Origin of the sequence: Parapedobacter flavus (assembly GCF_035818675.1) — a bacterium.
Classification (GTDB): Bacteria; Bacteroidota; Bacteroidia; order Sphingobacteriales; family Sphingobacteriaceae; genus Parapedobacter; species Parapedobacter flavus.
Genome location: NZ_JAYKZZ010000009.1, coordinates 151,743 through 177,653 on the forward strand (window position 1 = coordinate 151,743; position 25,911 = coordinate 177,653).

21 protein-coding genes are annotated in these 25,911 nt (G+C 49.3%); 13 read left to right on the plus strand and 8 right to left on the minus strand.

What is annotated here, in order from left to right; translation table 11 throughout:
- Positions 1 to 13: 13 nt before the first annotated feature.
- From U9S71_RS08735 to U9S71_RS08765, 7 genes are all read left to right on the plus strand, one after another.
- On the plus strand, positions 14 to 2,062 hold the full coding sequence (locus U9S71_RS08735; RefSeq protein ID WP_326326807.1) for a RagB/SusD family nutrient uptake outer membrane protein: 2,049 nt from the start codon (positions 14 to 16) through the stop codon (positions 2,060 to 2,062).
- A 41-nt stretch (positions 2,063 to 2,103) separates the two neighbouring features.
- Complete coding sequence (locus tag U9S71_RS08740; RefSeq protein ID WP_326326808.1) at positions 2,104 to 3,000, plus strand: BT_3044 domain-containing protein; 897 nt, start codon at positions 2,104 to 2,106, stop codon at positions 2,998 to 3,000.
- Positions 3,001 to 3,005: 5 nt separating this feature from the next.
- Entirely contained in the window at positions 3,006 to 5,009 is a 2,004-nt protein-coding gene (locus tag U9S71_RS08745) for a calcineurin-like phosphoesterase family protein (RefSeq protein ID WP_326326809.1), read from the plus strand.
- A gap of 37 nt (positions 5,010 to 5,046) precedes the next feature.
- On the plus strand, positions 5,047 to 6,300 hold the full coding sequence (locus tag U9S71_RS08750; RefSeq protein WP_326326811.1) for a BACON domain-containing protein: 1,254 nt from the start codon (positions 5,047 to 5,049) through the stop codon (positions 6,298 to 6,300).
- 203 nt (positions 6,301 to 6,503) lie between these two features.
- Complete coding sequence (gene glpK, locus U9S71_RS08755; protein ID WP_326326813.1) at positions 6,504 to 7,988, plus strand: glycerol kinase GlpK; 1,485 nt, start codon at positions 6,504 to 6,506, stop codon at positions 7,986 to 7,988.
- Between the two features lie 16 nt (positions 7,989 to 8,004).
- Complete coding sequence (locus U9S71_RS08760) at positions 8,005 to 8,745, plus strand: MIP/aquaporin family protein (protein ID WP_326326814.1); 741 nt, start codon at positions 8,005 to 8,007, stop codon at positions 8,743 to 8,745.
- A gap of 49 nt (positions 8,746 to 8,794) precedes the next feature.
- Positions 8,795 to 11,287: a phosphocholine-specific phospholipase C gene (locus U9S71_RS08765; RefSeq protein WP_326326815.1), complete on the plus strand. Its 2,493-nt coding sequence runs from the start codon at positions 8,795 to 8,797 to the stop codon at positions 11,285 to 11,287.
- 9 nt (positions 11,288 to 11,296) lie between these two features.
- On the opposite strand, the gene U9S71_RS08770 is transcribed toward U9S71_RS08765, so the two are convergent.
- The 5 genes from U9S71_RS08770 to rpe all read right to left on the minus strand — a co-directional run bounded on the left by U9S71_RS08770 (position 11,297) and on the right by rpe (position 16,948).
- A complete protein-coding gene (locus U9S71_RS08770; protein ID WP_326326816.1) occupies positions 11,297 to 12,250 on the minus strand; it encodes an exonuclease in 954 nt (317 codons plus the stop codon).
- On the minus strand, positions 12,250 to 12,846 hold the full coding sequence (gene coaE / locus U9S71_RS08775) for a dephospho-CoA kinase (protein ID WP_326326817.1): 597 nt from the start codon (positions 12,844 to 12,846) through the stop codon (positions 12,250 to 12,252). The genes U9S71_RS08770 and coaE overlap by 1 nt, the downstream gene beginning before the upstream one ends.
- Positions 12,847 to 12,866: 20 nt before the next feature.
- A complete protein-coding gene (locus tag U9S71_RS08780; protein ID WP_326326819.1) occupies positions 12,867 to 13,814 on the minus strand; it encodes a hypothetical protein in 948 nt (315 codons plus the stop codon).
- Between the two features lie 85 nt (positions 13,815 to 13,899).
- Positions 13,900 to 16,164: an aconitate hydratase gene (locus U9S71_RS08785; protein WP_326326820.1), complete on the minus strand. Its 2,265-nt coding sequence runs from the start codon at positions 16,162 to 16,164 to the stop codon at positions 13,900 to 13,902.
- Positions 16,165 to 16,264: 100 nt separating this feature from the next.
- Complete coding sequence (gene rpe / locus U9S71_RS08790) at positions 16,265 to 16,948, minus strand: ribulose-phosphate 3-epimerase (protein WP_326326821.1); 684 nt, start codon at positions 16,946 to 16,948, stop codon at positions 16,265 to 16,267.
- A gap of 374 nt (positions 16,949 to 17,322) precedes the next feature.
- On the opposite strand from rpe, the gene U9S71_RS08795 reads away from it, so the two are divergent.
- The 4 genes from U9S71_RS08795 to U9S71_RS08810 all read left to right on the plus strand — a co-directional run bounded on the left by U9S71_RS08795 (position 17,323) and on the right by U9S71_RS08810 (position 20,491).
- Positions 17,323 to 17,967 (plus strand): outer membrane beta-barrel protein, encoded by a 645-nt coding sequence (locus tag U9S71_RS08795; protein ID WP_326326823.1) that lies wholly within the window; start codon positions 17,323 to 17,325, stop codon positions 17,965 to 17,967.
- A gap of 43 nt (positions 17,968 to 18,010) precedes the next feature.
- Positions 18,011 to 18,388, plus strand: a complete 378-nt coding sequence (locus tag U9S71_RS08800) for a hypothetical protein (RefSeq protein ID WP_326326824.1) — start codon at positions 18,011 to 18,013, stop codon at positions 18,386 to 18,388.
- A gap of 81 nt (positions 18,389 to 18,469) precedes the next feature.
- A complete protein-coding gene (locus U9S71_RS08805) occupies positions 18,470 to 19,720 on the plus strand; it encodes a DUF4934 domain-containing protein (RefSeq protein ID WP_326326825.1) in 1,251 nt (416 codons plus the stop codon).
- 123 nt (positions 19,721 to 19,843) lie between these two features.
- Positions 19,844 to 20,491, plus strand: a complete 648-nt coding sequence (locus tag U9S71_RS08810; protein ID WP_326326827.1) for a hypothetical protein — start codon at positions 19,844 to 19,846, stop codon at positions 20,489 to 20,491.
- 419 nt (positions 20,492 to 20,910) lie between these two features.
- Here U9S71_RS08810 and U9S71_RS08815 read toward each other — a convergent pair whose 3' ends face one another.
- From U9S71_RS08815 to U9S71_RS08825, 3 genes are all read right to left on the minus strand, one after another.
- Positions 20,911 to 21,861, minus strand: coding sequence for an Rpn family recombination-promoting nuclease/putative transposase (locus U9S71_RS08815; RefSeq protein ID WP_326326828.1), 951 nt, complete (start codon positions 21,859 to 21,861; stop codon positions 20,911 to 20,913).
- A gap of 189 nt (positions 21,862 to 22,050) precedes the next feature.
- Positions 22,051 to 22,275 (minus strand): cysteine peptidase family C39 domain-containing protein, encoded by a 225-nt coding sequence (locus tag U9S71_RS08820; protein ID WP_326326830.1) that lies wholly within the window; start codon positions 22,273 to 22,275, stop codon positions 22,051 to 22,053.
- 9 nt (positions 22,276 to 22,284) lie between these two features.
- Complete coding sequence (locus tag U9S71_RS08825; protein ID WP_326326831.1) at positions 22,285 to 23,736, minus strand: retropepsin-like aspartic protease; 1,452 nt, start codon at positions 23,734 to 23,736, stop codon at positions 22,285 to 22,287.
- Positions 23,737 to 24,407: 671 nt separating this feature from the next.
- Here U9S71_RS08825 and U9S71_RS08830 point away from each other — a divergent pair.
- Together U9S71_RS08830 and U9S71_RS08835 are read left to right on the plus strand one after the other, a co-directional pair.
- On the plus strand, positions 24,408 to 24,641 hold the full coding sequence (locus U9S71_RS08830; RefSeq protein WP_326326832.1) for an antitoxin family protein: 234 nt from the start codon (positions 24,408 to 24,410) through the stop codon (positions 24,639 to 24,641).
- A complete protein-coding gene (locus tag U9S71_RS08835; protein ID WP_326326833.1) occupies positions 24,641 to 25,057 on the plus strand; it encodes a type II toxin-antitoxin system VapC family toxin in 417 nt (138 codons plus the stop codon). Before U9S71_RS08830 ends, U9S71_RS08835 begins: the two co-directional genes overlap by 1 nt.
- The last annotated feature ends 854 nt before the right edge of the window (positions 25,058 to 25,911 follow it).

Below are 25,911 nucleotides of genomic sequence, written 5' to 3' on the forward strand. Positions count from 1 at the left end.
ATAAATAAACGACATGAAAACGTCAATAATCATAAAGAGAATAGCGAGCGCAGCCCTGATGATTCAGCTGGTTGCGATGATGACTTCCTGCAAGGACTACCTGAATATCGACAGTTACTTCGATGATGAATTTAACATCGATTCGGCATTCAGCAACACCCGGAATATGGAAGCTTATATGTGGGGAGCGGCCGCCATGTTCAATGACGAGTCGCAAACCATCCGGAGCAATTACACGCCGGGGCCCATGGCGACGGACGAAGCATTCAACGGACTGACAGGCACCGGAACCACCAATATCTATTATGGGATGGATTTTGCCACGGGAAACATTACGCCGGATAAATTTGGCGGGCTCAACCAATGGAACAGGTATTACAAAATCATCCGGAAATGTAATTTGATTCTGGAAAACCTGGATCAGCCGTTGGATATGACCACGCTAGATCGGCAACGGATTGAGGGGTATACCCGTTTCATACGGGCCTATGCCTACTACAATATTCTGGTGGATTACGGCCCGCCAATATTGCTCGGCGATGAAGTGCTCAACACGAACGAATCCATGGAATACTATGACCGGCCCCGGTCTACCTATGACGAAGCGATGGACTATACCTGTGGTGAGTTGGAGAAAGCAGCCCAACTGATGCCGACAGATGTGGGACTCCTGAACTTTGGACGCCCCACGAAAGGAGCAGCATTGTCGCTGGTTGCCCGTTTGCGACTGATACACGCCAGCCCGTTGTATAATGGCGGCGAAGCTGCCCGCTCTTACTTTGGCAATTGGAAACGGAAGACCGACGGAGTGCATTATGTTTCCCAGGAATATGACGAAGCACGATGGGCGGTAGCCGCTGCGGCAGCCAAACGCGTGATGGATATGGGACTGTATAAACTCTATACCGTACCGGCAGATGATAAAACCCCTATGCTGCCAGCAGGTGTCACCTCCGACCCCGATTTTTATAGCGCCTTCCCGAATGGCGCCGGCGGTATCGATCCCTTTAGGTCTTATTCGGATATCTTTACCGGTGAATCCGTGGCCGCCATCAATCCGGAGATCATCTGGGGAAGAAGTGCTCCGTATATCAACACCAATCTTAATCAAGGGGCTTTTCCGCCAACGCTCGGCGGTTGGGGACGCTTCTGCGTGACGCAGAAAGTGGTCGATGCCTACCTGATGAATGATGGCCGGACTATCCAAGAGGCCCGTGGCGACACGTATTTTGAGCAAGTCAGCGACCTGCCTGCCGGTAGTACATTTGAAGACCTCTTCACCGAACAATCGAAGAGCTTCTCGGGATACCCGCTCAATTCGGGTGTATATAAGATGTATGCCAACCGGGAGATGCGCTTTTACGCATCCGTCGGATTCAACGAGGCGGTGTGGCAGGCCCTGTCTTCCACAACCCTCTATAACCACACCGCCAAATACTACTTCCAGGATTTGGATGGCCGTGGCGGCGTTAGTGCAAGCTCGCCCAACTATCCGATTACCGGGTACATCATCAAAAAATGGGTTCACCCCTATGATGCGAAAAATGGTACAGGAGCACGGCAACTTCCTAAGTTTTATGCCATCATCAGGTATGCCGAAATCCTGCTGTCGTATGCCGAGGCACTCAGCAACCTGACTGGCAGCCACACCGTTCAGTTGGGCGACAAATCATACACCCTGAGCCGCAATACCGATGAGATAGCCAGTGCGTTCAATGCGGTCCGCTATCGCGCCGGACTGCCCGGTTTGTCGGCTAGCGAGCTTGCCAATCAAGCGGAACTACAGGAGGCAATCGAACGTGAGCGCATGATCGAGTTTCTGTGGGAAAACAGGCGTTTCTACGATGTGCGTCGTTGGGGCATCTACGAGGAAACCGAACGCGAGCCCATCATGGGTATGAACCCAGACGGAGCGACCAAAGAGGCCTATTACAGACGTGTCATTCCGGGTACCTCCTCGTTCCTGACCAGAGAAGTCAATAAAAGAGCCAATTGGGTGCCGTTACCGCGTGCCGAATTGAGAAGATTGCCTTCGGTCGATCAAAATCCGGGTTATAATTAGGAACGGATTATAATTAGGAATGAACGATAAAAGATAAAAAAATGAAAAGACGCTATATCGCAATGCTTGCACTGAGTACAGTGCTCGTATCCTGCAAGGACAATGAAGTGTTCGAAAAGGAAATGTATAAAAACGAGGTCTCCTTAATCAGCAGCGACGATCACAATGTTTTTCTGGAGGTCGTCCAATTGACCGGAGACGAAATCATCGGGTATGTAGCCGCCTCTGTTGGCGGTACACATGCCCCCGAGAAAGATCTGGTGATCGGATTGGAGGAAGATCCCGCACCCCTGGAAGAATACAACTGGTCGAATTTTGACGCGGCGGAAGAATTGTATGCCAAACTGGTACCCGCCGATAAGTACGAGCTTCTTGACGACAAGATCGTGATTAAAGCTGGTGAGCGTACGGGACGGACCATGATCAAATTGCGCCCGGAAGGCCTATCGCCGGACTCGACCTATTTTATCGGATTAAGGGCTACCAATATCGCGGATGTGGAGATCAACCCAACCAAGAACACCATGCTCTATCAGGTATCGTTCGAGAATGAGTACGCCTCCCAGGTAACCAACTCCATGTATACGATGACAGGGATTAAAGACGGCAACATACCCGTGGCCGCCAATAAGGAGCTTTTTCCGCTGACCCATAATAGTGTACGGATGGTTGTCGGCAATGAACTCTACGAGTCAACGGTAGCAGCAATCGAGAAAAAAGGTGTCGTGTTGGAAGTAGACGATTTCAACAACGTGACCATCAAACCGTATAAGGACATCGAGATTACGCAATTAAACAACGACCCCGCGTATCCGAATATATTTAAGGTGGAAGAGGCTTTTGGAAGAGAAACCAACGTCTTTCTGTTGTCGTACGAATACACCATAGATGGTGTAACGATGACCATGAAAGAACGCGTGGAGTTGCAGGTCAGGTAGCATAAATGGAAAAGAAAGACCATTTCACCCGGCGTGCTTTTATACAGGGCACTATCGTCACTGGCTTGGGGCTGACCCTCAACCTGGGGAGCTGCAAAAAGCCGTCCCTGCCGGAAGAGCCAACCGAGCCGACCAAACCCGATGAAACGCCGGAACCGGACGACAACGAGGACACCTTCAAGGTGACCGATGTGTCGTTCCCTTTCCAGACCGACGTATCCAAAGGGATGGCGCTTACCATCGCGGGGGTCGGGTTTGCCACGGGCGACGGGATTGTCTTTCAGCCGGTAGCCGGTACCAACCACGAGAAAGTTACCGTGGAAACCACCAGTGTCACCGATCTTGCCGCCGTGGTGGTACTGCCCGACACGCTCCACTCGATCCGGTACGAAATCTACGTAACCAGGGGTACGGAGTCGTTGTATTTGGGCGCTACCAACTTGAATGTTGTCTTTAATGCTACGATTCCCGACCAGCCCGGGATGACGGTAAAAGGTACCGTCTACGCGGCAGGTGCCGGCTTAGCTGGCGTGGTGGTCTCGGACGGCCATGTGGTTTCGAAAACAGACGCCGAGGGTATCTATTACTTGCCATCGGCAAAGAAGAACGGCTATGTTTTCGTGTCTATCCCGGCAAACTACGAGGTCGCGACCGACGAGCGCCTGCCGCTGTTTTTCAATCGGCTGGCCCGGGCTGAGCATATTGTGGAAATCATGGATTTTGAGCTCACCGCCGTCGACAACAACAACCACGTGGTGATGGTATTGGGCGACATGCACCTGGCCAACAGAAACCAGGATGTCAGTCAATTCCAATCGGGATTCCTGGCCGACGTAAACCAGTCGATCAGCCGCTACCAGCAGGCCGGAAAGAAGGTGTATGCATTGACCCTGGGCGACATGACCTGGGAGACCTATTGGCAATCGAATAATTATTCCCTGCCCGATTATCTCCAGGAAATGAATAAGATCAATGCCCCGGTATTCAATACGATAGGGAACCACGACAACAACCCCGCCAAGACGGGCGATTGGGAAACTGCCGACAGGTTCCGGACCATCCTCGGCCCTACTTATTATTCATTCAACATCGGGAAGGTGCATTATGTGGTTCTTGACAATATCGAATACCTGAACACCAATAACCGCAACTATAATGGTACCATCGTTGCCGACCAGATGGCTTGGCTGATCAAGGATCTCGACATTATTACCGATAAAAGCACGCCGATTTTCGTTGCGATGCATATCCAGCTCGCGTCAAATCCGAACATCGAAAACGGCGGATCGGCAAACCCGAGAATCCGGTTGACCAACGGGCAGGAACTGATCGACGTGTTGAGTGCCTTTGATACCGTGCATGTGTTTACCGGGCACACCCACATGAATTACAACATCCGCTATTCACCCTCGCTCATGGAACATAACATTGGCGTGGTATGCGCTACGTGGTGGTGGACCGGCAGACTGGCCAACAACCACATCTGCAAGGACGGCACACCCGGCGGATATGAAATATGGGAAGCGGACAACCGGGACCTGAAATGGACCTATAAAAGCATCGGGTATGACGAAGACTATCAATTCAGGGCTTACGACCTGAACAAGGTCCACATCACGAAAGATGCCTATGCACCGGACTACACCGGAACGTCGTGGAACACCTATGCGGTGGAGTATGCCGATCAAAACCAACGCAACGAAGTGCTGATCAATGTATGGAACTACGACACCGATTGGACCGTTACTGTAACGGAAAGCGGTAGCCAGCTACCCGTTACGCGGGTACATGTTAGAGACCCGTTGCACATCATATCGTATGCGGCAAAACGGCTGGATACGAATGCAGTACCGACGGCAGATTTCGTAACGGCGAAATCGTCGCACCTATTCAAGGTGCAGGCGTCATCGCCCACCAGCACACTGGAGATTACCGTTACGGACGGTTTCGGAAGGGTATACACCGAGCAGATGGTCCGCCCTAAAGAACTGGAATACCTCATGAGGTAAAACCATATACTTAACTGATTATCTTAAAATCACAACAATGAAAGTAACTGATTACACTAAACTAGGAAAGGGTTTGATTACGTCCTTAAGCGTGTTATGCTTGGGCATTTTGGTCTTCTTTTCTTCCTGCGAAAAGGAAGACGGCGGTGGTACCGCGTTTTCACTGAAAGACAACCCGACGGAAATGATCGTTTCCGCACAGGGCGAATCCCAGACCTTTACCGTACAGACTTCAGGGGCATGGGAAGTTGAGCCCCTACGCGACGAGCCGTGGATGACGATCGACCCCATGGTAGGAACCGGCAATGGAACATTTACGGTTACGGTCGACCGGAACACGACGCTGGAAGCCCGGGAATCGGTGCTCACCTTTGTGGTCGATGGCCGCAGAAAGAATACCGTGTTGCGTATCGACCAGGCAGCGCGTGAACCAGAAGACGGAACCGCCGATCCTTATTTAAATCTCGACGGGATGGAACGTTTAGAAGTACCCGAAGAGGGCCTGTATGGGCGATATACTGTCCGCTCTACCGGCGAGTGGAAAATAGAGATTCCAGAAGATGCGGACTGGCTAACCATCGAACCGATGACAGGAAGCTTCGACCAAGGCGTAACGGTGAATGTCGATTTAAACAAGACACCTAATGCCCGTACAGCAGATCTCGTTTTCTACCTCAATGGCGAGCAAGTTCCCGACCCTTTTGAAGTCAGCCAGGCAGGTATGCAAATCATCCTCTATGAGGATTTCAACTGGTTGAATTACGGAAGTTCCATTTTTTACACGACCAGTGGAGAAACCCGGATAGATAAATGGACCGACGCTGAGATGGAAAATGGGTGGTCTTGGAACAACCCATCTGCCGACGGTGTCCCGTCTACCTATGCCCGTGACGGTTTTGTGAAGCTCGGGAAAACGAATTACGGATCGGATATACTCAGTCCGAAACTGGCTGCGGTAGAAGGTACAAAGAACCTGCAGGTATCGTTTAAAGCGGTTCCTTACCAAACCGCTGGCGGCACCAGGGATGCTACCTTGCTCAAGGTAGGCTTGATTGGCCCCGGTACGATCAGTACAGAAACGTTTACTATCGACAACTGGCCCAATTATGACCTCGACCCAAGTTGTACCGAGATCTGGTTGGCCGAAGAAACAACGCGTTCGTTCACCATTACCGGCGCTACCGCCGAAACACAAGTCTGGTTCTTGGGCGGTGATTATGACTTGCGCGGTGCCAGCCCCAATAAAAACCGCATATTTTTAGATGACGTCCTCATCTCGGTAATCAAGTGATGTCCCCAATGCAATGTAAATATGTGCTGTCAATGGCCGGTTTTTTCACCGGCTGTTGACAGCACTTTGTTTTAAATCAAACATTTTTTAGCTTTGGCAGCACTTGCCATGTTTATGAACCGTGTACATCCAAATTGCATGTACCATGCAAGGCACAAAAAAGCATGACAAGGTGAGGTAATCCGAAACAGTAAATTGAAATTATGAGTCAATATATCTTAGCATTAGACCAAGGGACCACCAGTTCACGCGCTATCATCTTCGACCAACAAGGGAAAATCGCCGCATTAGCCCAAAAGGAATTCAAGCAATATTACCCCCAGTCCGGATGGGTGGAACATGACGCCCAGGAGATCTGGTCGAGCCAACTCTCCGTCGCTACCGAAGCGGTGGCGAAAGCCGGATTAAAGGCGTCCTCGATCGCTGCGATCGGCATCACCAATCAGCGTGAAACCACCATCATCTGGGAGCGGGCCACCGGCCGGCCGATACACCCCGCTATCGTTTGGCAAGACCGGCGTACAGCCAGCTACTGCGATTCGTTAAAAGAGCAGGGCCATGCCGACACCATCAGGGAAAAAACAGGCCTCCTCATCGATGCCTATTTTTCTGCCAGCAAAATCAACTGGATGTTAGACCATGTGGAAGGCGCGCGCGAGAAAGCTGAAAACGGTGAACTGGCATTCGGAACGGTAGATTCATGGCTGATATGGAACCTTACCGGTGGCGAAAAGCATGTGACCGATGTGACCAACGCCTCCCGTACCATGCTCTACAACATCAACACCCTGGCATGGGACGATGAGCTGTTGGCGCTGTTTGAAATCCCCCACAGCCTATTGCCCGAAGTCAGAAGCTCGTCGGAAGTCTATGGAGAGACCGCCGCGAATATCCTCGCGGCAACCATCCCGATTGCCGGCATCGCCGGCGATCAGCACGCCGCCCTTTTCGGCCAGTTGTGTACGCAGCCCGGCATGGTGAAAAACACCTATGGCACGGGATGTTTCATGCTGATGAACATCGGCGACAAGCCCCTGCTCTCCAAAAACAACTTGGTCACCACCATCGCCTGGCAAATTGGCGACAAGGTACAGTATGCCCTCGAAGGCAGCATTTTCATCGGCGGCGCGATTGTACAATGGCTACGGGATGGTCTGGGCATTATCCGCAACTCGGCCGATGTCGAAGAGCTGGCGGCAAAGGTTAAAGATACCGATGGCGTTTACCTGGTGCCGGCGTTTGCCGGCTTGGGCGCTCCCCATTGGGACCCCTACGCCAGGGGTACTATCGTCGGGCTCACCCGGGGCAGCAACGCCTCGCACATTGCGCGTGCCGCTTTAGAAGGCATTGCCTTCCAGACCGCAGATATCCTCCGGGCAATGGAAGCCGACGCACAAACCGAGATCAAGGAGCTGCGTGTCGACGGCGGCGCTACCGCCAACAACCTGCTGCTCCAATTCCAGGCAGACATCCTCGAAGCGAAAGTCGTGCGTCCACAGATCACGGAAACAACGGCCATTGGGGCCGCTTATTTAGCCGGACTGGCCGTGGGGCTTTGGAAAAGCACCGACGAAATCCAAAGTCAGTGGCAAGTAGACCGCACATTCGTTGCCGACCCTTCGTACGATGCCGAATCGGCAACCCGCAGCTGGCACAAGGCCGTCGAAACGGCAAAAACGTTTAAATAAATCAAGTAGATAAGATATGACACCATTCATTGCAGAGATCCTCGGCACGGGCTTCCTCATCCTGCTGGGAGGCGGCGTGGTTGCCAACGTGGTACTGAAAGGCACCAACGGAAATAACAGCGGCTGGATTGTGATTACCACCGCATGGGCACTCGCCGTATTTGTGGGCGTAGTCATCGCCGGCCCCTATAGCGGTGGGCACCTCAACCCGGCCGTCACGTTAGCGATGTGGATGGTGGGAACCATAGACACGGTCGACGCATTGTGGTACGTATTGGCTCAATTCATCGGTGCCATGGGCGGCGCTTTCGTGGTGTGGTTGATTTATCAGGATCATTTCAAGGCAACGGACGATGCCGGTGCCAAGCAAGCGGTTTTCTGTACCGCACCTGCGATCCGAAATTTACCCGTGAATCTCATCAGCGAAATTGTGGGTACCTTCGTACTCCTGTTTGCCGTTTTTTACTTCACGGACGCCCAACTGGGCGATGATACCCAAGTGACCCCCATTGGGTTGGGATCTATCGGTGCCATCCCCGTTGCCTTTGTGGTGTGGGTCATCGGTTTGGCGTTAGGCGGCACCACCGGCTACGCCATCAATCCGGCGCGCGATCTGGGACCACGCATGATGCATGCGTTATTACCCATAAAGAATAATAAGGCCACGTTCAATATGTCGTACGCCTGGGTGCCCGTTGTCGGCCCCCTCATCGGGGCGGCGCTCGCGGCAGGGCTGTACTTGCTATTAGCCGTATAATACATTCAATCCAAGCGCTTACGAGTTCATATCAAAGAGCGAATCATCGATGGAAAACCGAAGAGATTTTTTAAAGAAATTAACGGTACTGGCCGGTGCAACGGGTATGGCCACCGGAATCCCGCCCGCCATCCAGCGGGCATTAGCCATACCACCAACCCCGGGAAGTACCTTCCTGGATGCCGAACATATTGTCATCCTGATGCAGGAAAACCGATCGTTCGACCATGCACTAGGAACGCTGAAAGGCGTACGCGGATTTAACGACCCGCGTTATGCCGCACAACCGAACGGCAACCCGGTGTGGTTCCAGTCGGATCTCAAGGGCCACACCTATGCCCCGTTCCGCCTCAACCTCCGGGAAACGAAAGCCACCTGGATGGGCGCCGTACCACATTCGCGGGCCAGCCAGGTAGACGCTTATAACGAGGGCGGGCACGACAACTGGATTGAATCGAAACGAAGAGGTGGCGAGTTGGGCAAAATCCCGCTCACCATGGGTTACTATAACCGCCAGGATATCCCGTTCAATTATGCCCTGGCCGACTCGTTTACCGTCTGCGACCAGAATTTCTGTTCGGGCATGACGAGTACATGGCCCAATCGTTTCTATTTTTGGACGGGCACGATACGGGAAGAGCAGACCCCCGACAGCAAATGGTGGATACGGAACGACCTCGGCCTGGGACAAGGTCGGTGGAAGACGTTCCCCGAGCGCTTGGAGGCGGCCGGTGTCAGTTGGCGGATGTACCAGAACGATGTCAGCTGTGGCGGAGGCTTCGTGGGCGAAGAGCGCTCGTGGTTATCCAATTTCGGCTGCAACCCACTCGAACGGTTCGAGCGGTATAACGTGCAGTTTACGTCGCGCTACCTCATCGGCTACCGGAACCAACTGCGCGAATTACCGCAAGAGATCGCCGAGCTCCGGGAGAAAATCGCCAAACTGGAAGTAGGAAGCGATGCCCGCCAAAAAGCCGAAACGGCCTTGGAAAAGAAAGCGGATGCCCTCGAAAAGGCACAAACGAACGTGAGGCGCTGGGCAGCGGAAAATTTCGACAAACTCGACGAAACCGAAAAGAACCTCTTCCACAAAGCCTTTACAACCAACCAGGAAGATCCCGACTTCCACAGCCTGGATGTATTAAAATACACCGATGAGGCCGGAAAGGAGCAAGAACTCGTCGTCCCCAAAGGCGATATGTTACACGCCTTCCGGAAAGATGTAGCGGCGGGAACCCTCCCCACCGTTTCGTGGATGGTTCCTGCACAAAGGTATTCGGACCACCCCAGCTCGCCCTGGTATGGCTCGTGGTATATTTCGGAAATCATGGACACCCTGACGAAGAACCCGGAAGTGTGGAAGAAGACGATCTTAATCATGACCTACGATGAGAACGACGGTTACTTTGACCACATCCCCCCCTTCGTACCACCAAACCCGTATAAAAAAAATACGGGCAAATGCTCCGATGGTATCGATCCACGCATCGAATACACCACCTTGGCGCAGGAACAGGCCGAAGGGAAAAAGAAGAACGACGCCCGCGGCGCCGCCATGGGATTGGGTTACCGCGTACCCTTGGTTATCGCCTCGCCCTGGACAACCGGCGGGCATGTATGCTCACAAGTATTCGACCATACCTCTACCCTACAGTTTTTAGAATCCTTCATCAACCAAAAGTTCAAGACAAACATTCGGGAAGATAACATCAGCGCATGGCGACGGGCGATATGCGGAAACCTGACGGCAGCGTTCCTGCCTGCCGACAAGCAGCAGGGGGGTAGCGATGGTAACCTCCCCTATATCCAACGCGACACCTACCTGGCCGGTATCCATCAGGCACAATTCCGGGATGCCCCCAACGGTTTCCGCAACATCGAAGGCGATGAGCTGGCCAGCGCCAAGGCCCGCCCCTGGAACCTGCCCGATATGCCGCGACAGGAACCGGGGATTAAACCGGCGTCGCCGTTGCCTTATGAGCCTTATGCCGACCTGGTATCCGACGCAAGCGGGTTGACACTCGGCCTCGCCGCCGGAAATACATTCTTCGGGAAAAAAAGTGCCGGTATGCCGTTCACCGTTTATCACCGTGGCCAGGTCCGTTCGTATGCTGTGGTTGCCGGCGACCGGCTCACCGACGATTTCGACATCGATGCAGCAGGTTATGACATCAAGGTAAGTGGCCCCAATGGGTTCCACCGCCATTTCAGCGGTCCAAAGCTTCCGAGCCTTGCCGTTGAACTCCGGTATGACACCCGCAGGGGCCAGCCAACGGGAAATGTATCGCTGGTGTTGAAGAATAACGGCAACGCCGCGTCGACCGTCCACATCAAAGACAATGCCTATAACAGGCCCGAGCAAACGCATACCCTGAAAGCCGGCGATACCAAGACGGTGGTTCTGCAACTTGCAGACAGTCACAACTGGTACGACCTAACGGTCACCGGCAGTGACAACACTGCTGGTTCCTGGAAGTATGCCGGCCGTGTAGAAACCGGCAAGACCGGTTTTACGGACCCGCAGATGGGCCATTTGGCCTAACGTAAGGGTTTATAGGTGCAGAAGTCGCTTCACGGGGATGTTTCCTGCAAAATGATTTGCCAGGTGCTGCCCCTCGCCGTGAACGGTCCAGATTTCGCGCGGCTTTACTTCGCCAATGCAGTACAAAATATCGTTCCAATCCACATGGTCGGAAATGTACAACGACAGGTCGTTCTGCCGCTGTAAGCGCTCCCACCCCGATGCAAATGCCCGAACGAACGGGATTGCCCGAAAATAGCTGTTGAACGCCATCGGTGGCACCAGGTAAACCAGGTGGCCGGTACCCGCTTTCAGTGCCCGCTTGTCGTAAGGTTCATAACGTAGCTGCGTTATCCCCAAAGCCGTATATATCCGGTGGAAGGGCAATATACCGTGGTGGACCAGCACCCGCCGATCGGGGCAATGGGTATTGAGCAGCGACGTAAGCCGCTGCGCCTTTCCCAACGCGTAGGTACCCATCAGGATATGGTGCGGTGTGTTGTTGATTTTCGACAGCTCTTCAACCGGATCGGGATGAACAATCCGTGGATCGGCAAACGTACTTTCCGTGATCAGCACATCGGCCGTGACGGTTTCCAACGGTTCGCAGGTATCATCGGCTTGTCGTTTATAATCGCCCGTAAACAAGTAAGTGACGCCCCGGTAAACCATCTCCACCTGCGCCGACCCCAGCATGTGGCCGGCGGGGATAAAGCGAAGAATCACATCCCCTATCGAAAATGGCTGATGATAAGGCGTTTCCATGAAGTTCCGGGCGGCATGCTGGCGGTAGCGGTAGCGTACGAAACTCGCCGTAGGCACCGTACAGAAAACCGTATCCTGACCGCGGCTCGCATGATCCGCGTGGGCATGGGTAACCACCGCCCGGTGGACCGGCAACATCGGATCAATAAAAAAATCACCGTATTTACAATAGTAGCCCTCGGCACGTTGCACCAGGAAATCGGATAAGATCGCTTCCATTACGACTGCTTAGCGCGAAAAAAACGGTCCAGCGCCAACACCTGCGGAATAATCGCCTGTTTGCCATCGTTCACAATCGTCAAATCAGCGAGCCGGGCTTTTTCTTCATCCGGCCATTGGCGCTGCATGCGTGCCCGCACCTGTTCCGGCGTTACCCCATCGCGCTGCACCACCCGCGCAATCCGTACGTCCTCCGGTGCGGTTACCAAAATCGTATAGTCGTTCAACTTGAACGACCCGCTTTCAAACAGCAATGCCGCTTCCTTCACACTATAGGGGCCTTCCTGACGGTGCGCCCACTCCTCCCCTGCACGTATGGCCACGGGATGCACCAGCCCATTCAATCGCTCCAGACGCTGTGGGTCATTGAACACCTGGCTGGCCAGGTAGCCGCGGTTTACCGACCCGTCGTCATGGTAGGCTTGGTCGCCAAATTCCGACCGGATGGCAGCCATAAGATCACTATCCGTGGCCATCAGCAGCTTAGCCTCGCGGTCTGCGTCAAACACCGGTATTCCCAATGTCTGGAACACCCTGCACACCACAGATTTACCACTACCGATACCACCGGTCACTCCTACTTTTATGGCAGGCATACCTATTCTTTTAAAAAACGTTATTTTCGGACAAAAAAATCGACATTCTGCGGCTCCACCTTTACCAACTTACAATAATCGGGTTTCTGGGTAATGATGACCGGCAGGTTCGTTACCCCATCGTCCACCCAATTATCCATATTGACGACCGCTTCAAAGGCACCGGCCGTCACCTTCGTAAAATCCCTTAGGGACACCATCACGGTGAGCCTCACCTTACCGGGCAGTAGCTTCACAGAGCTGAATGGCTTACCGTTCTCTACTTTCAAGGGCACCTCCAATACCTTTTCGGTGACTTCGCCAACCGGAATATCGACCGTTACGGAGGTCGGGTAAACACTGATATTTGCGCGCTGATTATGTTTCAATACGGCCACCGTATGCAGGTCGCCGTTCACATTCGATGCCCGGATGGTATCGGTTTCCCATTGTTCAATCTGCACCACATCATCAAGCGGACCTGTAATCGTCACAAACTCCGGCGACACGCGTACTTCATCGATGATGTCGTACTGCTTCCGGAATCGGAGACGATGCAGTGCTTTTACCGGCACTTTACGCTCGGTCTGCTTGGAGAAATCAAAATACAACGTATCCGGCGATACCGATATCACCTGCTTATTGGTTGGAAATTGCCGGTTAATAAACCCCAGCTGGTTGGCAAAAACCACCCAATTCCTATTCCGTAGGCCACTCAGGTCCACCTGGATCACTTCGGATGTCGATTGGAAGGACGAGAACAGCAGCTGCCACCCATTGGCTTCCAATTGTACATTTACCGTGTCTGATTGCAGTGGGTGGAATGCCCGGTTATCCGGCGCGTTTACATATTGCATGCCCGCTTTGATGGTATAGACGTACGTACTCGAAACCGCGAAAAGCGCCCAGGCCAAAAAGGAAAAGATGAGGCATTTTGCGAAAATGCTCAGTTTACGTCGTTGGGTTTTGTTTAAATTCAATACCGGCATGCCAAACAAACGTAACAAAAAAAAGCCGTCCCGGCAATACTGCCAAGACGGCTTTCGTTTAGTTTAGTACATGTATACGATGCGCCTAGGCCTGTCCCTGGCGGATGATATTCAATGCCCCACCCGCTTTAAACCAGCCGATCTGCTGCGCGTTGTAGCTGTGGTTCACCACGATTTGATCGGTGGTACCATCGGCATGATGGGCAACCACGGTCAATGGCGTGTTCGGCGCGAATGTCGTCAACCCAACGATATCGAACGTATCGTCTTCCCGGATTTTATCATAATCTGCCTTGTCGGCAAACGTCAATCCCAGCATCCCCTGTTTCTTCAGGTTAGTTTCGTGGATACGGGCGAACGACTTCACCAGTACAGCGCGCACGCCGAGGTGCCGGGGTTCCATGGCCGCGTGTTCGCGCGACGACCCTTCACCGTAGTTTTCATCACCCACCACGATGGTACCGATCCCGGCAGCCTTGTAGCTCCGCTGCGTCGCCGGCACGGGGCCGTATTCACCCGTCAGCTGGTTCTTAACCGCGTCTGTTTTATCATTGAAAAAGTTGACTGCCCCAATCAGCAGGTTGTTGGAAATATTATCGAGGTGCCCACGATACTTCAACCACGGACCCGCCATGGATATGTGGTCGGTCGTACATTTTCCCTTCGCCTTGATCAGCAGTTTCAAACCAGTCAGGTCGGTGCCTTCCCATGCCGCAAACGGATCGAGCAATTGCAGGCGATCGGACGTTGGCGAAACCGCCACCACCACACCGCTGCCATCCGCCGCCGGGGCTTGGTAACCGGGGTCTTCCACATCAAACCCTTTCTGCGGGAGCTCGTCGCCCACAGGCGCGTCCAGCTTCACCGCTTCACCGCGGTCGTTGACCAAGGTGTCGGTAAGCGGGTTGAACGACAGGTCGCCCGAAATCGCGATCGCAGCCACCAATTCCGGTGAGGCCACAAACGCATAGGTGTTGGGGTTGCCGTCGGCCCGTTTCGCAAAATTACGGTTGAACGAGTGTACAATCGTGTTCTTTTCGGCCTTTTCCGCATCCACGCGTGCCCACATACCGATACATGGGCCACATGCGTTGGTGAATATCGTGGCGTCCAGGTCGGTGAACGTGTCGAGCAAGCCATCCCGCTCGGCTGTATACCGCACCTGTTCCGATCCGGGGTTAATACCGAACTCGGCTTTCGTCACCAGTCCTTTGTCCACCGCCTGCTTGGCAATGGATGCCGCGCGCGACAGGTCTTCGTAGGAAGAGTTCGTACACGACCCGATGAGTCCCCATTCCACTTTCAATGGCCAGCCGTTCTTCGCGGCTTCCTCTTTCATTTTCGACACCGGCGTTGCCAGGTCGGGTGTGAAAGGGCCATTCAGGTGTGGTTCCAATTCCGACAGGTTGATTTCGATCACCTGGTCGAAATAGCGTTCCGGATCGGCATAAACTTCGGGGTCGGCCGTGAGGTGTTCGCTTACCGCATTCGCCGCATCAGCTACGTCCGCACGGTTCGTTGCCCGCAGGTAACGTTCCATCGACTCATCATAGCCAAACGTGGATGTGGTTGCTCCGATTTCCGCGCCCATATTACAGATGGTGCCTTTGCCCGTACACGACATGGACTGTGCACCTTCGCCGAAGTATTCGACGATGCAACCCGTACCACCTTTTACGGTGAGGATACCCGCTACTTTCAAAATCACATCTTTCGGTGCTGTCCAGCCATTCAGTTTGCCGGTCAGCTTAACGCCGATCAATTTCGGGAACTTGAGCTCCCAAGGCAATCCGGCCATCACATCACAAGCATCGGCACCGCCCACGCCAATGGCGAGCATGCCTAAGCCGCCCGCATTCACGGTGTGCGAATCGGTACCGATCATCATCCCACCCGGAAACGCGTAATTCTCCAACACTACCTGGTGGATGATACCCGCACCGGGCTTCCAGAAGCCAATGCCATATTTATTGGAAACCGACGCGAGGAAATCAAACACTTCCCTGCTTTCCGTTGTGGCTACCGCCAAATCTTTCTCTGCACCTTCCTTCGCGCGGATCAGGTGGTCGCAGTGTACCGTAGAAGGTACCGCCACCCGCGGTCGTCCGGCCTGCATAAACTGTAACAGCGCCATCTGGGCGGTCGCATCCTGCATAGCCACCCGGTCGGGCGCAAAATCAACGTAAGAAGCACCGCGCTCATACGCCTGTGTGGCGCTTCCATCCCATAAGTGGGTGTATAAAATTTTCTCCGTTAGTGTCAAAGGCCTATCCACCACCTTACGGGCGGCGGCAATCCGCTCGCCGTATTGGGCGTAGACCTTTTTAATCATGTCAATATCAAAAGCCATCTATCGTATAAAATATCCTTATTTTCTAATTGTTGCGAATTTACAAAAAAAAGATCGCTTCCAGCGGGCAGCTTGGATAGCCAATCAATTTGGAAATGTTCTAAACAATTGAAATCGAATCCGGCGTCATCCGTTTCAGTTCAGCGATGGCATGTGCTGGGTTCTTATCCGAGAAAACCGAATTACCCGCCACCAACACATCGGCCCCTGCTTTGAGGAGGGCGAGTGCATTGTGGCTGCTCACGCCGCCATCGATTTCGATGAGCAGGTTGTCGTTCCGGCCGGCGGCCAAATCGCGCAGTTCCCTGATTTTACGGTAGGTGGTTTCGATGAACTTCTGGCCACCGAACCCGGGGTTTACCGACATGAGCAGCACCAGGTCTACATCTTCGATAATTTCATGGAGCTGCGAAACTGGGGTAGCCGGATTGATGGCCACGCCTGCCGTACACCCCAGTTCGTGGATCGACTGCACGGTGCGGTTCAGGTGGGTACACGCCTCGGCATGTACCGTGATGTTATCCGCGCCAATGGCCTGGAATTGCTCCAGGTAGCGATCGGGATCGACGATCATGAGGTGCACATCGAGTGGCTTCTTGGCATAGTGGGCTATGGATGCCAGCACCGGGAACCCAAACGAAATATTGGGTACGAAGACACCGTCCATGATATCGACATGGAACCAATCCGCTTCACTTTGGTTAACCATCGCCAGGTCATCATAGAGGTGGGCGAAGTCTGCGGATAATACGGAAGGTGCAACCAGGTGTTTACGTTTGGGCATGGCGTTTTTTTTTGACAAATGTACAGGAAGTTTTTTTGAAACGTATTAACGTTTACACAATCTTTTAATACGCTATTCAGTTCAGCGCTAAGCCATCACCGTCATCAACAAGCAGGCACAATAAAATATGGCATATCGTCTGTTTTAAACCGATTGGTAAAAATCTTTGGAACATTGACAATTTTTTATATTTTTACAGACGTAGATATACCTAATTATTGTATTCAACAAGACAATACTTTTTATTTCTACAAATTATAAATCGAAAGAGAGCGAAACATTTTTATCAACGGGTGCGGGTTCGGGTCGTTATATAACGGACTAAAGAAAACGACAATTCATTCGTCATACAGCTGACCGTCCATCAGAAAAACATGAAAAAAAGTCTATTCCCACTCATCTTCATCCTGCTATCCACGACAATTGTCCATGCACAAACCGATTTCGGCATCAAAGGCGGCGTTAATTTCACTAATTACGGTTATGGCGACCAGCATGCGCCATCAGAAGCGGAATCGATAACCAGTTTTCACCTGGCTGGATACCTGGTCACTCGGCTAGCACCGGCTCTTTACCTTCAACCAGAGGTTTCGCTACAAAACAAAGGCGCGCGCGTAATAAAAACCGATGCTGTGGATGGTGCCGCTGAAATCATACAGCGCACGAAATGGTTGGATATACCCATCAATGTGCTTGGGAAGATGCCGATTGGCAATAACGGCAATGTCTTCGCTGGCGGCGGCCCCTATATCGGGTTTGCTATGAGCGGTGAGAACACCTATACTGATGGCTCTACGTCGGCCGTAATCATCTATAAAGACAATGACTTGAGAAGCGTCGATTACGGAATCAATTTTTTGGCTGGCATAAAATTCGGTTTCCTTTCGCTTCATGCAAGCTACAGTTTCGGTTTGGCCAATATCACTTACGACACGAATAATTGGTCGAAAAACCTGAAAAATAGGGCGCTATCGCTCGGCATAGGCATATCGTTTGCTTCCTTGCATCAACAAATATAAATCGCAATCAATTAGAGTGAATCTATTATAAAATTTTAAGGTTATGAAAAAATTGCAAATCATTTTAATAGCAGGTGCATTTTGCCTGTTAATCTTTTCAACCAAGGGCAACCTATCTGCACAGTCTCCAGATGGCAACAGTTGTGAGGTGGTAATATCAGACCTGGAGGGTTACGAAATTTGGGAAGAAAATACGATCGACGACTGTTGGCGTTGCGAACTGGATCCGGAACCTGAACCCGTCTATGACCAATTTGGAAATTATATCGGGCTTTTATATACCGCTGTAAGGGTGAACGAACCTGTAGACGAAATTATATGCAACGAGACTTTTAACCCAGAAGACTTTTGTCAACAGAAACAAGTCTTTACTAGTAGTAATGATGAATGTGAGGACTTATTTGTTCCTGACACACCCTAAATACAATTAATCAAGAAAACAACACAATATTCAACGATAGATCACTCTAATTTTTTTATTTAAAACCGTTCCGTTATATCCATGGCTTGTACAAATTACGTTTATTATATTCCTCTATTCATTTTCATAATAGGGTGTAAAAATCACAATCCTAAATCCCTATCAGAAGAGGTTAACAATCGACAAGATTTCAAAACAATAGATATACAACCACAGAAAAGCATTTCGTTAAAAACTGATGATTTTATAAACGCGGTTCATTTTGTCTCTTTAGAAACGACAGAGGAATCTGAGTTCTCAGAAATAACCCAATTAGAAAGTCTAATTGATCGCTATATCATCTTAGATAAAACCACAAACCAGATTTTATTCTTCTCCAAAGAGGGAAAGTTTTTAAAAAAAATTAGCCCTGATGATGATGCACTACCGATGCCATATGAAAAGGTAGTCGATTTCGCGCTGGATCATCAAAATAAAAAATTGTACTTTAACGATCTACATTCTGCTAACATCTTTGAATTTAGCCTTAATGGAGATTTCTTGCGCGTGTATGAAAAAAAAGAAATAGATTACAACATACGAGAAAACCATCACGTAAATGAATATCAATTAAGCTATTTGGCTTTTAGAAAATCTGATAGAAATCAGGAAAACCCACATAATATTATCGTTTTCAAAGATAACCAAATACGTAGACAATATTTACCTTTTGATGCCTCCATTATCAACAGAGACGATGTCTACGGGGCGAACAATTATTTTTTCGAATCGGGCCATTTGGTTTTTTTCGTGAAACCCTACAGTGAAAATATCTACTGTTTCGACGAGTCCGGAGAAATGTTCAGGGCATTCCGATTTAATTTTCCAAATCATTTGAACATACCGAACGATTTTACCCAAAATGAAAAATATAGTAAAAAGAGGAAGCTTTTCGTCAAAAAAAATGGGGCTAAAATATACCTGATTACCGATTTTTTCCAGTTAGATGACAAGTTGGTATTCAAGCTCAAGGGAGGAACATATTCAGACGCGTTTCTGTACGATTTATCAAACAAATCGCTGGTTAGTTTAACAAGATATGTCTCGGATTCGACCACGAATTTTTTGCCTATTTTAGGAAATGATATTCTTGGCGTAGATGATGAAAAGATACTTTCATCCATCTCATCTAAGAATTTTATCGACTTGGTAAATACTCGTAGTGCACAGGGGAGCAATATGCATACTATGCCAAAAGAAATCAAAGAAATATATGCGCGAGGTAACGACCAAAACCCCATTTTGTTATTAACGGATTTAAAAAGAGACATATTATACAATAAGGAATTTTAGGGGCACCACGCAACGCCACATTTTATTGTTGTTGGCTTAGTGACGGACCATTGGTCTATAATTGGAATCGCTAAAACTCAGCAATAATCATCCCGCATTTAGGTTTTCCTAATCGAAATAAAAATGATGATGAAAACAGAAATATACACTAAGTACAGATACGTCTGGTTGACTATAAGTATATTAACCGCGATGGCTTTGGGATTTGGTCTGGGCAAAACCAAAAACAATTTTATCGAAAACGAGAACGAAAACACGCCACCTCCTGCCTCAGTCAACGATAACCGAACATTTTTTTGGGAAATTTATCCGGAGCTTGTTATCCCGAGTACCGGAAGAGAAATAGATGGTAACATAAGTTTAGTAGATTCTAATTTAAACGTCACCCCCTTAATCGGTGTCTTAAAGGATTTTCCAATATTAGTATTAAGGTATTCCAAGTTCGATTGCCATGTATGCGTTAACCAGGTTTTGGATAAATTAGTAAAGCGATTTGAAGGCAACGAAGAGAAGGTCTGCCTTTTAGTAGATGGATATAGTGCTAGAGAATTACGTCTCAAATACAGAGGCAAATCTTTAAAGTTCCCGATATACATCCTTGAGGACGAAAAGCTAGGGCTTAGCTTAGAAAACAAGAATTTGCCTTTTCTTTTTGTGTTCAAAGATTTCGATTTAGATGTTGATAAAATTTTCGTGCCTTTTAAAGAACATAGTGAACAGACAGACACCTATCTGGAACATGTTTTTCAGTATATGGATATGGATCAGTAAAATTGTTTTTGGACGGTATCTTGCTCCCTTCGTCAGAATGACTCAACGATATTTTCTAGACTAATTGTCGGCAACTTTTTCCGCGCCATCGAAAATGCCCAGTTTAATTCGGTTGATCACGAATCACGTCTATCCCACACGCGGTCCTCACAAACAAACACAGTGTCTGTTGCGTACAAATCAGCATACCTGCTCGACAATTATACCCATTGATTACTGAAAATCAAAATGATGCTTTTTTTTGAAATCAACAACGATATGGCGGGTGGCTTGCAGCTCATCGATTGGTCACGTTAAAACTCTCCTTACCCATCAGCGGCCGCAGGTCAGACTCCACCAGCCCCTGCGGGCTGGCTGTAAAAAAACAAAACCGCCCAATATGGGTGGTTCGATATTATTATTAATGAGCGCCTGAATGGCTACAGCTTGTCGACTTCCTCAATAGACAACTCCAATATATCGGCAATCATCGCATTATCGAATCCGCTTTTCTTCATCTTCGCGGCGGAGCGTATTTTTTCCGTATAAGCTTTGGTCCGCTCTTGTTCTGCCTTAGCCCGCTCTTGTTCAATCAGCCTTTGGGCTTTAATACGTTCTTCTTTTCGGCCCTTTTCAACCGCCATTTCGTATGTACTCATGACTTTATCTTTAATCGCTAATGGTAATTCTTTAATCATTTCCATTATCCTTTCCTCGGTAAATTCAACCTGAACGAAACTGTACATCAAAAACGCTTGCTGCAACTCCTTACTTCCTGAAGACAATGCCATCAAAAGCACCTTTGGAAAATTCCGATTCAGCCACGCCTTGTTATGGTAATGCTTCAGTATCAGCAACGACGATGCCAAAAACTGATTATTCAATGCCTCGACAACAGCGTCGGGCGTGTCTCTCAAATTGGCGTAAATGTACTCAAATTTCGGGATAAATCCAAGCAGTTCATCGCCTAGCTCGTCGAACAGCCTATTCAATGTCCAATATTCCCATTTCTGCTTGCCATGATAAAATAGGATTGGGATAATAGGCGAAAGTTGCTTGTGCCTCTGTTTGACCTGCTGAAGGTAGCCCGAAAACAGATAGCCTCCCACCTGCACCGGGGTGTATTTGTCGGGTTTGCTCTTGTGCTCCACCAATAGGCACACGGCCACATTGCCCTTGCCATCCACCCGCTGGCAGCGGTACACCACGTCAGACATCGTCTTTTCCAGTTCCCTTGACACGTAGCTGTCCGGCACCCGCTTAAGCGTGGAAAGGTCGAGTAACCCGATGACGTGTTCCGGCAGCGCCGACCTGAAATAGTCGAGTGCCATCTGGCTATCATCCAACACCGAGCGGAAGAAACTGTCATGGGGTGAGGAGATGTCGGCCATAATTCATCGGGTTATTAAGAGAAATGGGTTTCTTAAATGATAATGATGCGAATATAACAAACACTAATTAAATTAGCAAAATAAATTAATGAAACTGCACTTTTTAAATATTCCGCATGAATGCGACCCTCGTATTGTTCGCACTTGGGCTTTCTTAATGATCTGACTTACGGTCTTCAAACGGTACTTTTATAGCGAGCGTTCTGAGACCAATATCTTCGGATGCCTGGCGATATCAAATAGTGAAACCCCTTCGCGAGTAATGTAACACTTGTCTCTCAAGTACTTCATCGAAAACTTTTTCCCATAATGTTTTGCGATAATCTTTAGGCGAGCAGGGCCGCAATCCATCTGGTCATGCTGGGTATAAGAAGGGAATCTCATTCGCTTCGCTTTATGAAAAACGTTCGCCATAACTTCGGTTTAGCGATAATCTTCTTCGCGAAAAGGCCGCTGGTTAGTATTCAGCAGATAATAGTTGCCCCGTTCATCATTTACCCATTGATAGCTTTTTACGACATACCCCGGAAGGGGTGGGCCATCGCCAAAATGAATCACTGTATCGGGAAGATATCTAAATTGATTTCCGCGAGTCAACGTTACCTGATGGATTCTGTTTCCCCTTTTTATACTAAGCGTTGCGGTGTCGTTTCGGTAGGTAAATTGGTCAAGCATAAGGGTATGTTTCGGAGGTAGGCAACCCTTTTCGGTATTCAGGCGGTTATCTTTCTGTGTAACGCCTGTTCCATCATGCATAAAACAAGACTCGCTGTAGAATGAGGCAGGTTGATTCAGAAAGGAAATCCCATCTATGGCCACGATCGTGTCTTTCAAAAGAATGTCCTTTCCTGTTACGAGAGAGGATATGCCTGTTACGATTGGAACTGTGTCTGTAGACAATTGCACGCCCATACTATTTATTCGTCTGGTCATATTGTCCAGATACCGGTAGGACTTATGCTGAGGGTTACCCAAATGCAGTTTCCTGCCAGGATAATCTAACACCACATAATCAAACCGCTGTAATAAATCCAATCCGAACCTCGTCGGGCTGTCGGAGGGGACAAATTCAACAACCTCATGATTGAGCGAGTGGTTGCCAATTTCAACGGCGCCATCGGTATAACTAAATGTATCGATCACGGAATGTTGGCGGGGTTCATGGATATACGCTTCAAAAGGTGTGTTCTTTTGAGGGATAAAGTACCATGAAATGGTGCGATTATTAAATTCACAAGGGTGGATCTTCTGTAGTGCATTATTGATATTCAGACAACCATTATCTCCTGTGTCCATGAGATATTCTATACTAACCCCGTTCACACGAAATTTAACGTATGGTAAGTTGTTAATTAACATAAATCGGGTTGCCTGCTTTTTATCTTCATCAAAACTGTCGACTTCTTTCGCTACATAGATACATCGTCTCGCAAAATCGATTTTCCAAACTAAATTGCGTAAAACATCACCCCCTAAAATACCATCCATTGTCATATCCGTTTGGACGCTCCAACCAAGGCCGGTTATATTGAGACGGCCGATGTGCAAGGTATCCAGCGCTACACTGGATGCGGCATAATGATCGCCATATGCGTCAATCATAATGACTCCACTATCTTGACTAATCTGTGTAAGTGGTATCCCTTTCCTAAATATTGTCCGTTGCGCACCGCTGTCAAAGCCTAAATGATAATCTTGGCCTTCAATAGTCACTTTTACTAGTATATGTCCTGTAGAAGAATAACTAAACGGTATGGTATCGACCTTTAGTCCGTTGGGGAAATGCACTTCACTTTTTATGTTTTGATCGGTCATGCATGACCACAACAAAAGAACCGTAAAAAAGATAGCGTACAAGGATTTTCTATTGGGCATAAAAAATTATGAAGAGCTATAAAAATGCATGAAATGTTCCAAGTGGAGCATATCGATTAAACCCACCCATATTATGTGCCCATCTATAAATCCGGTCTGCACCATGAATTACGCTTTCACTTAACGAGAACTCGGAAGTTGGATGACAATCACAAACTGTTATAGAACACGGAATTGATTGTCGTTTCAGGGCAAAAACGATTTTCTCAACATTCTCTGGACGTTTCCAATTGATTATTACTGCCTCAACTATTTTCATAATTCCTGGCATCAATATGGTTAAAGGTTATGCTTATTGTCACTTGTTTAAAAGGCCGGCGACGATTAAATTACCACCGGAAAAATATGATAAAGAAAGCCGTATTAGGTGTTTTTCTCATCTTTTCGGTTATTTTATTTAGAGCTACTATTGTTTGTTTATATAATATTACTGAGGTGCTTTTAGAATTACCCCATGTGAATAAACTGGTTTGTAAAATATACAAAGGCAAGATACGACTATTTTTGTCATTTACAAGAAAATTATTTTCTTACTGATTCTCGATAAAAAAACCTAGTATTTTTGGTTCCCATGACGTTTGTGTGGCTAAAGCACTAGGCGTTAGGAAAACAAAAAGAACAAATGCGGCTTGTCAAAAGTTATTGCTATTTTTGTCTAAAACGGAATCGATATGTATACGGCGATCAAAGGTGTTTATGAAAATGGTGTGCTTAAACTTTTGGAACCGGTACGCGGCATCAAAAAGGCCGATGTGGTGGTTACTTTTCTCAACGAAGAAAAGTCGGGCGCTAAAAAAGCTCGAAGACCAGGGGGGCTTCTGCGTTTACAGCAACATAAGGGCAAACATTTTGATATTCCCAAAGATTTCAATGACCCTATTGATGACATGAAGGATTATATGTAATGGAAATCCTCCTTGACACCCAAATCTTGATTTGGTTCCAACTTAATCATCCGAATCTGAAAGACGCTACTACGGAGCTGATTACCGACCGGAAAAATACGATTTATGTATCCGATATTAGCCTTTACGAGATTACGATAAAACAAACAATCGGCAAGCTGTCCGATTTCGCTATTGATATTTCCGATATCATAACGGTGGGAAAAGAAGACGGGTTTAATTTTATTCCACTTAGTCATGAAACTATAGCCACCTATGCTGACGTCCCGTTGCATGACAACCATCGAGACCCTTTTGACCGAATGATAATCGCTACGGCAAAGGCGCACGGCCTAGCCATTGTGTCAACTGATGAAAAGTTCGAATGGTATCGACATTATGTGCCGATCATCCAGACATCATCCCCGCGAATTTGACCTTGCCGACAACGCTCCAGAAAACAAAACCAGCAAAAGGTTACTATTTGAATGGACGGCTCGACGACGCATTAGCCGTTCCTGTAAAACCGGCAACACATCGCTGTAACGGGTTCAGGATATGCCGCAACGGGTTCCGGAAACGCCGACCTGAACCCTGTTCAACGCAACCCGGTTCCATCCCGATGCAACCCGAACCCGTGTGGAACGGCCCCCGATCCATGTGGAACCGACAGGGGTTCATGCCGAACGCACCCGGGTTCAGCTGCACGCTGAAGGGACTCCGGTGAAGTCGCCTAGGGTTGGGGTGGAGTCATCTTGGGTCGGAGTGAGCTTATCTTGGGTTCAGGTTGCGCCGACAAGGGTTAAGGTCGGGTCATCTTGGGTTCAGGTTGCACCGACATGGATTAAGGTCGCGTCATCTTGGGTTAGGTTGGAACAGCCATGTGTCAATGTGAGACGCACCCGATATCGGGTGGAACCAAAAGGGGTTCGGGTGTAGCCTACCCGAACCCCTGTGGAACGCAGCCAGGTTCAGCTTGCTTCTGGCAGAACCCAGTCCGGAGTAACATCAACCCATGTCGGTGCAACATCAACTCATGTCGGTGCAACCTGAACTCATGTCGGCGTAACATGGATCCATGTCGGTGCGACATGAACCCGTGTCGGTATGACCAGAACCCGTTGCGGCATATCCCGAACCCGTCTTTAGGTGAAAACCGATGGAATCAGCGGAAAAACCGACGGGCAAGGAAGCCCATAACCAACAGTAGCACCAGCGCCGCAACCGCCCAGCGCCACGGAATATGGTGTTTCTCTTGCCGCTCCAAGGCATGGGTTTCGTGGGTTGCTAC